Here is a 14002-nt window from a genome sequence, read left to right on the forward strand (position 1 = left end):
TCAAGGGGACAATCCTATAAAGTTAATTGGTAACAATTGTCCCCTTGAGGGGACTTTAGGGGTGTTTTGCGTTAGGGATTGAGGCATTTGTTGAAGCTCTTTTTTGTTTTTCTCAAAAAAAGCGACTGCCGAAAGCCCGACTTTTTGCGATCCTGCAAGGTTTCTAAAACCTGGCAGGTATGAGCAAAAAGTAACGCCCAACTACACTAAATTTTCGTCCTACTTATTTAAATTGAAAATAAACCTACAAGGTTTTTAAAACCTTGCAGGTTAAACCAATTCGTTTTCCACTTTAACCATCCAACCAAATTTATCGTCCACTTTTCCGGTTTTAATGGCATTTAAAGTATTATTAACGTCTAAACCAACCGGACTTTCATCGGATACATGAATGGTCTTTTCGCCCATAGCGATTTCTTGAATATAGGCAATTCCTACGGCAGTTCCGGTGCCAAAGGCTTCTTCTAATCGACCATCAATCGCCGCATCCCGAATTTCTTGAATGGTGATGGCGCGTTCTGTGACCTCAAAACCTTTATCCCTTAATATATCCATGACGCTCATTCTTGTGATACCATCTAAAATTGAACCATCGCGTTGAGGTGTGATGAATTTACCATCGACTTTAAAGAAGATATTCATAGTACCAACTTCTTGAATATAATTGTGCTCCACGGCATCTAACCACAAGACCTGGTCGTAACCTTTGGCTTTTGCATATTCGGTTGGTCGTATGGCAGCCGCATAATTTCCTGCGGCTTTAGCTTCTCCTGTTCCACCTGAAGCGGCACGGATATACTTGTTTTCTGCCCACAGCTTAATACGCTTCGTAAAAAATGGACCTGCTGGCGATGCCATAATAATAAACTTAAAATGGGTTGCGGCTCGCATTCCAATAAAAGGTTCGTCGGCATACATAAAAGGTCTTAAATATAAGGCGCTTCCGTCTTGTGGCGGAATCCAATTACGTTCTAAATCGACAAGTTGCTTTAAACCTTCTACAAATAAATCATCGGGAAATGATGGCATTCCCATTCTATCTGCACTAAAATTTAATCTTTCGGCATTTTTAGAGGGTCTAAAAAGCATAGGGTTTCCATCTTCATCAACAGTGGCCTTCATGCCTTCAAAAATAGCTTGTCCGTAATGCAAAGCCATTGCTGCCGGATGTGTTGGGATTAATGCTAGAGGCTCAATCCTTGGGTTTTCCCATGTGCCGTTATTATAATCGCAGATAAACATGTGGTCCGTGAAGGTGGTTCCTAATGGAATATTATTGAAGTCTATCGTGTCTACTCTAGATTCTTCTACTTTAGTTATTGAAATGTTAGGTTTCATATTTATTAGTTTTCGTCAGTTCGAGTGAAATTTCTTTTTCTGAAATTTAGTATCGAGAACTTTTGATGGCTTCTCGATACAATTCCGATAAAAAATCGGAATCACTCGAAGTGACGTTTATTTTTATATTTTTCGGTTGATATCAAATTGCTCAAAATAGTCAGCAACTCTGCGTACAAAACTTCCTCCTAAAAAGCCATCGACAACTCTGTGGTCAAAAGACAATGATAAATACATCATACTTCTAATGGCAATTTCATCGCCTTTTTCAGTGGTGATAACTTCTGGTCGTTTTTTGATGATTCCCAATGCGAGAATCGCCACTTCGGGTTGGTTGATGATTGGTGTACCCATGACACTTCCAAAAGTTCCAACATTGGAAATAGTGAAGGTGCTTCCTTTTATATCGTCGCCTGCTAACTTATTTTCTCTTGCTTTTCCAGCCAATTCGTTGACGTTAGCGGCAATTTGTTTTAAATCTTTGGTGTCTGCATTTTTGACTACAGGAACAATTAAGTTTCCGCTTGGTAATGCGGTTGCCATACCAATATTTATATCTTCTTTTACGATGATATTATTTCCATCTACAGAAGCATTGATATTTGGAAAATCTTTTACGGCTTTGGCTACGGCTTCCACAAATAATGGTGTAAAGGTTAAGCGTTCGCCATGCTTTTCTTGAAAAGCGACTTTGTTGGCATTTCGCCAGTTGACCATGTTAGTTAAATCGGCTTCCACATAAGCGGTGACGTGAGGCGATGTATGTTTTGAATACACCATGTGGTCCGCAATCATTTGTCGCATACGGTCCATTTCTATGACTTTCCCTTTGCCTTTATCGAATTGTAACTGTGGAATTCGATAGGCGGTTGGGTCTTTTTCCACAATGGGTTGTGCAAATTTATAGGGTCTTCCGTCTTCGATATATTGAAAGAGGTCGCTTTTTCGTAATCTATGGTCGTGTCCTGTTGCGGGAATTCTTGCTAATTCTTCAAAACTGATATGATGTTCTTTTGCTATTGAAATGATTAAGGGCGAGAAGAAGGTGTTTGAATTTGATGTTGAAAATGAATTTGAAGCTTGCGGAACTTGTTTTGGTCTTTTCACCTCTTTCTTTGGCTTATGTGATTTCTCACTTTCATTCGAAACGACAGGTTTCTTATTTGAAGATTTTATGTCTTCTGAAACTTCAAGAATTGCCATGACCTCTCCAACGGGAACCACAGCTTTGGCTTGAAACAATATTTCTTTTAATGTTCCTGATGCTGGTGCTGGAACTTCGTTATCAACCTTATCCGTTGCTACTTCTAGGATGATGTCGCCTTCTTCGAAAGTATCTCCTTCGGAAATTAACCAATTGATGATGGTTCCTTCAGTAATACTTTCACCCATTCTGGGCATCTTCAATTCCCATGAAAGTGGGAATCTCTCTTTATCTTTCATTTCTTAATCTATTATCAACAATATAATAAGAACTAAAGATAATACATATTGATTATTTCAATTGTTAAAGTCTTTTGTATTAATTAAAAACAGAATAATATTCTTTATAAATTTACAATTGCAGATTATAATTCTTTAATTTTGCGATTATATCCGTTTTAAAAAATAATATTCTCATGGCTCAAGTTTTAGATAAAATTGACACTAAAATTCTAGAAATACTTCAAGAAAATAGTAATCGAACGACAAAAAGTATTGCTTCTGAACTTGGAATGACAACCTCTCCAATTTTTGAACGGATTAAAAAACTTGAAAAGGAAGGTTATATTGAGAAGTACGTCGCTGTTCTCAACAATAAAAAAATTGGATTAAAACTGACCGTTTTTATTGGAATCACGCTGCAAGGCCATACTAGAAGTTATTTGGAAAAGTTTGTCAATGAAATCAATAATTTTCCTGAAGTTGTAGAATGCCATAGAGTAAGTGGAAACTTTGATTACTTATTGAAGTTGGTGGTAGAAGATATCGAAGCTTATGAAACGTTTATCATTTCAAAATTAACGCTGCTTCCTTATTTGGGAAATGTTCAGAGTTTGATTGCTTTATCGACTAGTAAGGAAACTAATGAGATTGATTTGAGTCGGGTGTTGTAGTCTTGGAAGCTTTCAACACCTAACAATCTTTATTTTTTGAGAATTAAATTACGGCTTCTCGATACAATTCCGATAAAAAAATCGGAATCACTCGAAGTGACGTGACACTATTTCTTAAACGTTTCCCGAAGCGTTTTATAAACATCATCTTGAACTTTCATGTTTTCTGGAACTTCCCTCAGTGGCTCGACTTCCTTTAAACTCTCATGACAATCGCTAGGTAATTGTTGGTATAATTCAGTGCCTTTGGTTTTCCAAGCAATCATTTCATCCGTTACACCTCGTATTATTTTTGCTGGGTTTCCAACTACTAAACTTCGGTATGGGATTTTGGTTTCGGCTTTTATAAAAGACATGGCGCCTATGATGCATTCATCACCAATTTCAGAGTCATCCATGATTACGGTATTCATACCAATTAAACAATTGCGTCCTAAATTGGCCCCATGAATAATAGCTCCATGACCAACATGTGCGCTTTCTTGTAGGGTTATGGATTTTCCCGGAAACATGTGTACGGTACAATTTTCTTGAACATTAACACCGTCTTCTAAAATAATTTGTCCCCAATCTCCACGAATAGCTGCTCCTGGACCAATGTAACAGTTTTTACCGATGATAACATTTCCGGTAACTGCAGCTAATGGATGAACAAAACTACTTTCATGAACGACTGGGATGTAACCTTTAAAACTATAAATCATATTACTATTATACTTTACATGCTGTTAAATAATCATAAAAATCGCAATAAAACGTAAGGTTTTCTATCTTTATGTAGACTATTAAAAGATAAAAATGAAAAAACATGAATTACTCGACACCTTCTTGCGTGATACAAAAGGAAAATATTCCTCAATTAAGATTTTCTAATGATGAAGTTTTACAAAGTCTTAAAAAACAAAAATTGAGGACTCATTATTTAGAACGCGCAACTCAACTAGGCAACCTATTAAAAACTAAAGTTAAAATATATTTTAAAGATAATACGAATAGGTTGATGAGTGTAAACACCACTATTTGGGCTGTAACTTCTGATTTTGTTATACTAAAACAAGGGGTTACAATACCTAAACATAGTGTTGTATACGTTGAATAAATTTTATTTAAACCCTTTTAGTTTTTCTTTTGTAAAATCACTCAGCACCAATCGTCCACTAGTGACTGCGCGTTCTGCTAATAAAGTATCCCAATGGTCTGTGCCTTGCCAGAATACTTTTTTCATTTCAAGCATGGCTTCTGTGTTGTAAGTACATAAATGTTCTGCTGTTGTTTTTACCGCTTCGTCTAAAGCTTCTGTACTATCAAAAACATGAGTATATAAACCTTTGTCTTTAGCAAATTCTGGCGAATAAAACGTATTCGCATCGATTGCAATTTGCGACATAGCGCTTAATCCCATTTTACGCTCTATGGCTGGTCCGACAACAAATGGTCCGATACCAATATTAAGCTCACTTAACTTAATAGCTGCAAATTTAGTAGCCATACAATAATCAGTTGCAGCGGCTAAACCAACACCGCCTCCAACGGTTTTCCCTTGAACACGTCCGATGATAAATTTCGGACATTTACGCATGGCATTAATCACATTAGCAAAACCGGAAAAGAATACTTTACCTGTAGCTTCGTCATTAATATTTATAAGTTCATTAAAACTTGCCCCTGCACAGAATGTTCTGTCGCCTCCACTTTTTAAAACAATAACTCTAATTGCATCGTTAGCTCCAGCATCTGTAATAACTTGTGCTAGTTCTGCTAATATAGCACCTGGTAAGGAATTGTGTGCAGGATGGAAGAATTCTATGTAGCCTACTTCGTTCTCAATATTAATCTTAACATAAGGTTCACTCATTTTTCTTTTATTTTATTGTCATTCCTGCGAGGGCAGGAATCTATTCTTAACTTACTCTTTTGTTGTGGCTTCCTGCTTTCGCAGTAATAACAAACTTCTTGTTTTTAATTGGTTCGTGTTAAATTGCTTTTTTAGCTGTTTTATATCGAGAACTTTATCATGAGCTTCTCTATACAATTTGTTCATGCTTCTCAAATCACTCGAAGTGACGTTATTTTTATTCTTTGTGGATTCCCGACTTTGCAGGAATGACAAAACTATATCAATCCGAATTGCTCGAAGTGATGATTCAAATGCTTTCGCTCTAAAAGATACGATTCATATTTATTTAATTCACCAAATACCAAATTTTTCAATTTAGCTTCTGGATGTTCTTTAAAATATTCAATATATCTTTCACGCTGTGCTTTGAATTTTTCGATTGCCGTTTCCAAATCAGGATGTTTCAAATCTTCTAATTTGTCTTTTTCCAACTGAGGAAACTGAGAGTTTAGTGGAAATTTATCATAATTATATAAACTATGATGTACTTTTTCTAAAATCTTTTCTGGTGTTGCAATTTCAAAATCTTGTATGTCGCCTGAAGCAATTTTATAGGTATATTCTAAATGTTCAACCATGTGTTGTGGTGTCATGATTCCCCATTTTGGCTTGGCATCTGCTGTTAATTTAGAAAGACATTCGTTTATTTTTTCTTCTGTCATCTCTACAAAAGTTTCTTGCTTTTTCTCTACCATCGTTAATATGGTTGCAACAGCAACTAAGGGACTATCTTTTTCTGTTTTCTGACTTTCTGGACGGTTTTCAAAATTAGCATCAAAAACCTCAACATGCCACTTTACAATTCCACTTGGGTGTTCTGCAGAAGCCACATCGCGGTCTACTTTTTCCTTACAAGTTAAACGCACATATATAGTATCGTTATGATATAATGGTCTTAAAAAACGGATACTATCTAAGCCATAATTTGCAGCTACTGGTCCTTTATTTGGATATACAAATAATCCTGCTGCTGCAGAAATGATAAAATAGCCATGAGCCGTTCTTTTTTCGAAAATACTGCCGTCTAATGACGTAATATCGGTGTGTGCATAGAAGTGGTCCCAAGTTAAATTGGCAAAATTCTGGATATCATTATCAGTTAGTGTTCGTTTGTGGGTTTTTAAGGACATTCCTGGTTGGATATCTTCCCAATGGTATTGAAACGGATGTTGTTCTGCCTCCTTATATTTGGCGTTTTGTTGGTAAATACCTGTGATTTCGGTAATCGTTGATGGCGAACCTTGAATGGCTGTACGTTGCAAATAATGTTTGATGCCTCGCATGCCGCCCATTTCTTCACCTCCTCCTGCACGACCAGGACCACCATGCACTAAGTATGGTAATGGCGAACCATGTCCTGTACTTTGTTTCGCGCTTTCTCTATTTAAAACTAATATTCTTCCGTGATGACTTGCAGCATTTACGACATAATCTTTAGCGATTTTATCATCGTTAGTCGCAATTGAAGACACCAGTGAACCTTTACCCATTTGCGCTAAAGTAATAGCCTCGTCTAAATTCTTATAAGGCATAATGGTACTTACTGGCCCAAAGGCTTCACGTTCGTGAATGATGGTGTTCTGAAATGGATGGTCTGCCCGCAATAAAATCGGACTTATAAAAGCGCCTTTTTTGGCATCTGCTCCAATGGTATTTATGTCGTCTAAATTTCCATATACAATTTGCGCTTCTTTTGACAAATCGTTGACCGAATCTCGAACGGCTTGTACTTGTTGATGGCTGACCAAAGAGCCCATTCGGACTTCTTTTAATCTTGGGTCTCCAATCGTAACTTTATCTAGTGCTTTTCCTAATGCCATTTGAACGTCTTCCACTAAATTCTCAGGCACAATAATTCGGCGGATGGCCGTACATTTTTGTCCTGCTTTTACGGTCATTTCTTTTCTTACTTCTTTGATGAATAGTTCGAATTCTGGTGTACCAGGAATCGCGTCTTCTCCAAGTATTGATGCGTTTAAAGAATCGGCTTCCATGGTGAATGGTACAGACTCCTGAATTAATCTTGGATGTGCTTTTAGCAATCGTCCTGTTTGCGCTGAACCTGTAAAAGTGATAACGTCTTGTGACTCAACTGTATCTAAAATGTTTTTTACGGTACCGTTTATAATTTGAAGTGCACCTTCTGGAAGGATACCTGAATCTATAATAGTTCTCGCTACAGCTTCCGCTAAATACGAGGATGAAGGTGCTGGTAAAACGACTGCAGGAACTCCCGCCATCCAATTGACAGCACATTTTTCTAACATGCCCCAAACTGGAAAATTAAACGCATTGATATGAACCGCAACGCCTTTTTTAGGCACCATTATGTGATGCGCCATAAAACGTCCACCACGAGATAAATCGATAGCATCGCCTTCTACATGATAAGGTTGGTTAGGGAACAATTTTCTTAGTGACGCATTGGCGAATAAGTTTCCGAAACCTCCCTCAATATCTATCCAACTATCTACTTTTGTGGCGCCTGTTCTGTAGCTCAAATCGTAAAACTCATTCTTTCTCTTGGTAAGATATAGTGCTAAACTTTTGAGCATATTTCCACGCTCTTGAAACGTCATTTTACGAAGTTTTTCGCCGCCTTTGGTTCTTCCGTAGTTTAGGATTTCCGGAATATCTAAACCTTCAATAGCAATGCTTGTGAATGCTTCGCCTGTAACGGCGTCAAGGATTGGTGTTCCTTCTTCTTTTCCTGTTGTCCAAGAACCAGTTACATAATGTTCTATTTTTCTCATAAACTTTTTGGTTTATTTTGTGAGATTTCCGTTTTCACGGAAACTTGATGTTGTCTTTATCTTATTTATAAGCATTAAATTCTTTATAAAAAATGCTGTCTTGTTTTATAAATCTACCGTTCTGGTATGGATTTGCATAAGTATGCAAATAATCGAAAGATGCATATTCTTCTTTATGCTTATGTCTAGAAACCCAAATACTATCTTTAAAAAGATGTTCTATTTGTAATTTGTTTTTGTCGTATTCCTCTGCTTTATTGTATTCTAACGTATAATTTCTGAAAGCATTTTTAGCCTTTTCTAATGTTTTTTGTAATGAAACATAAGCTTCTGAACCCGGTTTCTTTTTCTTATAAATTAGATACCTTCTAAAATTACTTCCATATTCTATTACAGAGAGTAGATTCTTATTTTTTCTAATCATCACTTGATTATAGAGGTAAGTTCCTGCTGTGAAATTTTCTTGAGCATAAGCATCGAAACCTAATCCATTTCCATTACATATTTTTATTAAATAAAATTTATTTTTAAAACTTCTTAGCACACCAAAATCACTAATCGGCGTGATATCTTTTTCTTTATAAGCGGAATAGAATCCAAAATCGGTTTCTGAAAGGCGGTTTATAATTAATTCACTATTGTGGATTGCTATGTGTTTTTCATCTTCATAAAAAGTTTCCCCTTTTATTAATTCATAGCTACCGGAAATATCGATAACGCTATCCGCTTTTAATTTAACAGCACTATCTTTTTTCTTAGCAACCACCTTCTTACCTGTATTTTTTATTGGGTTTGAAGTAGTTTTAGATTTCGTTTCCTGACATGAAACAAAAACGAAAATTACGCTTAGAAAAAGAAATCCTATTTTTTTAAAAAACATATATGGATAATTTAATTCACATTTTCAATTATCGCGGCATAGCCTTGTCCAACGCCAATACACATCGTTACCAAAGCGTATTTTTTGTTTTGTTCTTTCAATTCCAAAGCTGCAGAATACGCGACTCTTGCTCCGGTAACGCCAAGTGGATGACCTATGGCTATGGCTCCCCCGTTAGGGTTGAGTCGAGGGTCATCATCTGCTAATCCCCAAGCTCTCGTACATGCCAAAGCTTGTGCTGCAAAAGCTTCGTTAAGCTCGATGACATCCATATCTTCCATAGTTAAACCTGCTTTTTTTAAGGCCTTATTAGAAGCTGTAACAGGACCAATTCCCATGATTCTTGGTTCTACACCAACCACAGCCGAACTCACGATTCTTGCTAATGGTTTTAAATTGTATTTCTGCACGGCATCTTTTGATGCTATGATTGTTGCTGCCGCGCCATCGTTTAATCCTGATGAATTTCCTGCCGTAACACTTCCGTCTTCTTTTTTAAAGGCTGGTCTTAGTTTTCCTAAAACCTCTAAGGACGTGTTAGGTTTTACGAATTCGTCTTTTGAAAAAAGGATTGGGTCTTTTTTGCGTTGTGGAATTTCTACAGTTACAATTTCTTTTGCTAGTCGACCATTTTCTTGTGCTTTGGTGGCTTTTTGCTGGCTCCAAAGCGCGAACTTATCTTGGTCTTCGCGAGAGATATTATATTTTTCTACAAGATTTTCAGCCGTCATTCCCATACCATCTGTCCCATACATCTCTTTCATTTTTGGATTGATAAAACGCCACCCGAATGTAGAATCGTACATTTTTGAATCACCTCCAAATCCGGTTGATGGTTTGGCGATAACGTACGGTCCACGGGTCATGTTTTCAACACCCCCTGAAATAAAAAGGTCGCCATCGCCTGCTTTTATGGCTCTGTTGGCGTGAATGATTGCGGATAATCCTGAGCTACAAAGTCGGTTTACGGTTTCGCCTGGCACAGTAAAAGGTAATCCTGCTAAAAGTGAGGACATTCTTGCGACATTTCGATTATCTTCTCCTGCTTGATTGGCGCATCCCATGATGACATCGTCGTAAGCGTCTTTTGGGATGTTTGGGTTTCGTTTTACGATTTCTGCAATGACAAGTGCTCCTAAATCATCTGTTCTTACGACTGATAATGTGCCTTTGTAGTTTCCTATTGGTGTTCTAATGCCGTCTATTATGTATGCTTCCATAGTATTGCCCACGAAAGTGGGTATCTTTTGATTACATTCCCACAAAAGTGAGAATCTTGTGTTTTTACTCGGTCTTAAAAAACTTATTTATTTAAGTCTTTGATTTTGGTTTGTTCTGTTCTGTTTTATTCTGAGATTCCTGCCTTCGCAGGAATTGACTAATCTAAAAGTGCAGAAAACGTATCTCCATTTCTAATATCGCCTGTGTTATAGCCTTTCATAAACCACTCCATACGCTGCTCTGATGTGCCATGCGTAAAACTATCTGAATTCACACTACCTCTTGTTCGTTTTTGTATAGCATCGTCACCAACAGCATTAGCTGCACTTAAGGCTTCTTCAATGTCTCCTTCTTGCAAATATTTCCTATTGTGATGCGCCCAAACTCCAGCATAGAAATCCGCTTGTAATTCTTGTGCTACAGACAGTTTATTGGCTTCGGTCTGACTGGTTTGACTTTGTAATTGTCTTACTTTATTAGATGTACCAAGGATAGTTTGAATATGATGCCCAACCTCATGAGCAGTCACATAAGCAATGGCAAAATCGCCACCTTTGGCTCCGAATCGCGTTTTTAACTCGTCGAAAAAAGCCAAATCCATATACAATTTTTGGTCTCCTGGACAATAAAACGGTCCGGAAGCTGAGGTTGCACTTCCGCATGCCGTATTAACAGCATCTATGAATAATACCATTTTTGGTTCTTTATAATCTCCTAAATTGTAATCTCTAAATATTTGGCTCCATACATCTTCGGTATCGGCCAGAACAGTTGCCATAAAACCTCCCATTTCTTGTTCTTGGCTGGTCAATTCGCGTTGTTCAACTTGTTGTGTTGTTCGACTATTGGCTACTTGCTCTATGATTGGTGCGATTTGTTGTCCGGTTTCACCTCCAAAGAGTTGTAAAAGAATTACCACAACTGCAATTACACCACCTCCCGCTGCAACTTTACCTTTGGTTCCCATGCCACGCTGATCTTCAAGGTTACCACTTTGTCTCCTACCTTTCCATTTCATAATTTATTGTATTTCGTTTTTTATTTCCAATCTTTTTGCGTTCGGTATACGACACCTTTAAAAAGTGCGACTAATTCCTCTTCGCGTTTGACTTCAACAATATTAAAACCTAATCTGTTTTTAACGCTTTCAATTACAGATTCTGCAACAATATAATCGCCTTCGTTCAACGCTTCAATATGATTAATGCTTGTTTCAATAGACACAGCATATTTACCATGTGTATTTGCTGCAAACCCAAAAGCGGTATCTGCGAGAGAATAACTGATGCCTCCATGAGCTTTACCCATACTATTTAGCATTTCCTTTCTTATGGTCATGGCCACTTTGCATCTGCCAAGTTCGCATTCTAGGATTTCTATTCCTAGCCATTGGCTGTATGCGTCTTGGGATAGCATTTTATGTGGGATTTGTTCTTCTGTCATATATATTCTTTCGTCACTTCGAGTGATTTGTGAGTTTCGAGCAAATTGTATCGAGAAGTTTCATTTGTTCTCGATACAAAATTGCAGAAAAAGCAATTTCACTCGAACTGACGTTGTATTAAAAAAACGTTTTATTTTCTTTATTCATTTTACGTAATAACGGGCTACAACGGTATCTGTCTTCATGATATTCGTTGTAAAGTTCATCCATTTTACTCACGCACCAATTGATACCTTTTTCGTCTGCCCAAGCAAGTAATCCTTTTGGGTAGTTGACGCCTTTGGTCATGGCGTTGTCTATGTCTTCGGCTGATGCGATGTTTAAAAATAGGGCGTCTGCTGCTTCGTTGATGAGCATGATAAGGACGCGATTTAAAATGGTTTCAGAAAGAGACGTCTCGACTGCGCTCGACGAGACAGATGTACATTCTATTTTTCTTCCATTTTCATCATAATTATAATAGCCTCTTCCAGATTTTCGTCCTAAGTAGCCTGCTTCGGCAAAACGTTTTTGCGTGAATGCTGGTTTGTATCTTGGGTCGAAATAAAACGCTGTAAAAACGGTTTCAGTTACAGTGTAATTGACATCGTTTCCAATGAAATCCATTAACTCAAAGGGTCCCATTCTGAAACCTCCGATTTCTTTCATTGCTGCGTCTATGGTTTCGAAATCTGCTATGCCTTCTTCATAAATTCTTAAAGCTTCGCCATAGAATGGTCTTGCCACTCTATTGACAATAAAGCCTGGTGTATCTTTGGCAACAGCAACCGTTTTTTTCCAATCGGAAATGGTTTGAATTGATTTTTCAAGCACTTCTTTTGAGGTTTGAATGGCAGGAATAACCTCTACCAATTTCATTAAAGGTGCCGGATTAAAAAAGTGAATGCCAATACAACGTTCTGGCTTTTTTAGGGATGCTGCAATGGATGCTATAGACAAACTTGAGGTGTTAGAAGCGATAATACAATCCTCAGACACATAACTTTCTAATTCTGAAAACACTTTTTTCTTGATGTCAAGGTTTTCAATAATGGCTTCAATCGTTAGATTTGAATCAGATAAGTCTTTTAAAGCATCAAGATAACTGATATTGGATTGAATTCTGTTTTTTTCTTCTGCATCTATCCGTCCTTTTTCGATTAAGCGATTTAATATTTTTTCCAATGAAGCTTTTGCTTTGTCTAAAGCTGCTTGATTAGTATCGTATAATTTTACTTTACAGCCTGAAGTTGCCGCGACTTGTGCTATGCCGCTTCCCATGGTTCCAGAACCTATTATTCCTATATTCATCTTTATGCCCACGAAAGTGGGTAACTTTTAATTAAACTTTATTTTAAATACCTACAAGGGTTTTGAAACCTTCTAATTCATTCTTCAATTTGATAACACCCCTAAAGTCCCCTCAAGGGGACAATTCTTAAATTCATCAAAAGGGAAGTTTTGTCACATCTACATTGCCGCCAGATAAAATAATACCGACGTTTTTGTTTTTAAATTCTTCTTTATGTTTCAAAACTGCTGCCAAAGCCACTGCACTCGAAGGTTCAATAATAATCTTCATACGTTCCCAAATTAATTGCATAGCGTTAATAATTTCATTTTCTTCCACACGAATTATTTTTTCAACATGCTGTTTGATAATTGGAAAGTTACGATTTCCTAAATTTGTTCGCAAACCATCTGCAATTGTCAAGGTTGTCTTGTTTGTTTCAATTTGCCCAGAAACTAAGGAACGATAAGCATCATCGGCTTCCATTGGCTCTGCTCCAATAACTTCACAATTATTAGAAAAATGATGAGCAGCTAGGGCTGTGCCTGCTAATAATCCACCGCCTCCAACGGGTGCTAAAATGACCTCTAAATTAGGCTGTTCCTCCAGTAATTCTATAGCAGCTGTACTATTACCATAAATCACTTCGTCTTGATTGGATGGATGTAAAAATGAGGCGCCTCTTTCTGTCTTTATTTTATTGGCTGTCTCCTCTCTTGCTTTTAATGTCGATTCGCATTCAATGATATCTCCTCCATATGTTCTAACAGCATTTTTCTTAACCTGTGGTGCGTTTTCTGGCATAACGATATAAGCTTTTATGCCTAGATTTTGAGCTGCTAATGAAACCGCTTGGGCAAAATTTCCTGAAGAATGCGTAACGACACCGCGTTGTCTTTCTTCTTCAGAAAGCGAAAGAATAGCGTTGGTTGCGCCTCGCATTTTAAACGCTCCCATTTTTTGGAAATTTTCGCATTTGAAGTATAAATTGCACTCGGCTTTTTCGTTTAATAATTCTGAAGTTAAGACAGGTGTATTGTGAATAAAGGGTTTTATTCTGGTGTGGGTTTGTAGTAGTAATTCTTTTAATTGCATACTAGAAT

The 14002-nt window shown here is 37.3% G+C and carries 13 protein-coding genes; 2 read left to right on the forward strand and 11 right to left on the reverse strand.

All coding sequences use genetic code 11. From position 1 onward, the window contains the following. Positions 1 to 270 precede the first annotated feature (270 nt). Together K1X16_RS13945 and K1X16_RS13950 are read right to left on the reverse strand one after the other, a co-directional pair. Positions 271 to 1338 (reverse strand): branched-chain amino acid aminotransferase, encoded by a 1068-nt coding sequence (locus K1X16_RS13945; RefSeq protein ID WP_225036843.1) that lies wholly within the window; start codon positions 1336 to 1338, stop codon positions 271 to 273. A 123-nt stretch (positions 1339 to 1461) separates the two neighbouring features. After that, positions 1462 to 2781, reverse strand: coding sequence for a dihydrolipoamide acetyltransferase family protein (locus K1X16_RS13950; protein WP_225036844.1), 1320 nt, complete (start codon positions 2779 to 2781; stop codon positions 1462 to 1464). A 176-nt stretch (positions 2782 to 2957) separates the two neighbouring features. Between K1X16_RS13950 and K1X16_RS13955 the strand changes: the two genes are divergently transcribed. Next, positions 2958 to 3434: an Lrp/AsnC family transcriptional regulator gene (locus K1X16_RS13955; RefSeq protein ID WP_225036845.1), complete on the forward strand. Its 477-nt coding sequence runs from the start codon at positions 2958 to 2960 to the stop codon at positions 3432 to 3434. A 107-nt stretch (positions 3435 to 3541) separates the two neighbouring features. Here K1X16_RS13955 and K1X16_RS13960 read toward each other — a convergent pair whose 3' ends face one another. Further along, entirely contained in the window at positions 3542 to 4138 is a 597-nt protein-coding gene (locus K1X16_RS13960; protein ID WP_225036846.1) for a transferase hexapeptide repeat family protein, read from the reverse strand. A 104-nt stretch (positions 4139 to 4242) separates the two neighbouring features. On the opposite strand from K1X16_RS13960, the gene K1X16_RS13965 reads away from it, so the two are divergent. Beyond that, on the forward strand, positions 4243 to 4533 hold the full coding sequence (locus K1X16_RS13965) for a hypothetical protein (protein ID WP_195871410.1): 291 nt from the start codon (positions 4243 to 4245) through the stop codon (positions 4531 to 4533). A gap of 3 nt (positions 4534 to 4536) precedes the next feature. Here K1X16_RS13965 and K1X16_RS13970 read toward each other — a convergent pair whose 3' ends face one another. From K1X16_RS13970 to K1X16_RS14005, 8 genes are all read right to left on the reverse strand, one after another. Continuing rightward, entirely contained in the window at positions 4537 to 5289 is a 753-nt protein-coding gene (locus K1X16_RS13970; RefSeq protein WP_225036847.1) for an enoyl-CoA hydratase/isomerase family protein, read from the reverse strand. 257 nt (positions 5290 to 5546) lie between these two features. After that, positions 5547 to 8084, reverse strand: coding sequence for a phenylacetic acid degradation bifunctional protein PaaZ (paaZ, locus tag K1X16_RS13975; protein WP_225036848.1), 2538 nt, complete (start codon positions 8082 to 8084; stop codon positions 5547 to 5549). A 61-nt stretch (positions 8085 to 8145) separates the two neighbouring features. Further along, positions 8146 to 8964 (reverse strand): hypothetical protein, encoded by an 819-nt coding sequence (locus K1X16_RS13980; protein ID WP_225036849.1) that lies wholly within the window; start codon positions 8962 to 8964, stop codon positions 8146 to 8148. A gap of 11 nt (positions 8965 to 8975) precedes the next feature. Beyond that, positions 8976 to 10184, reverse strand: coding sequence for a 3-oxoadipyl-CoA thiolase (gene pcaF / locus K1X16_RS13985; protein WP_225036850.1), 1209 nt, complete (start codon positions 10182 to 10184; stop codon positions 8976 to 8978). A 158-nt stretch (positions 10185 to 10342) separates the two neighbouring features. Further along, a complete protein-coding gene (locus K1X16_RS13990) occupies positions 10343 to 11203 on the reverse strand; it encodes a neutral zinc metallopeptidase (RefSeq protein WP_225036851.1) in 861 nt (286 codons plus the stop codon). Between the two features lie 20 nt (positions 11204 to 11223). Continuing rightward, the gene (locus K1X16_RS13995) at positions 11224 to 11628 is read right to left on the reverse strand and encodes a PaaI family thioesterase (protein ID WP_225036852.1); all 405 of its coding nucleotides are present in this window, start codon (positions 11626 to 11628) and stop codon (positions 11224 to 11226) included. A gap of 118 nt (positions 11629 to 11746) precedes the next feature. Then, a complete protein-coding gene (locus K1X16_RS14000; RefSeq protein ID WP_225036853.1) occupies positions 11747 to 12919 on the reverse strand; it encodes a 3-hydroxyacyl-CoA dehydrogenase NAD-binding domain-containing protein in 1173 nt (390 codons plus the stop codon). A gap of 136 nt (positions 12920 to 13055) precedes the next feature. After that, complete coding sequence (locus K1X16_RS14005; protein WP_225036854.1) at positions 13056 to 13994, reverse strand: pyridoxal-phosphate dependent enzyme; 939 nt, start codon at positions 13992 to 13994, stop codon at positions 13056 to 13058. Positions 13995 to 14002 lie beyond the last annotated feature (8 nt).

The organism is Winogradskyella sp. SM1960 (assembly GCF_020179375.1).
Classification (GTDB): Bacteria; Bacteroidota; Bacteroidia; order Flavobacteriales; family Flavobacteriaceae; genus Winogradskyella; species Winogradskyella marina.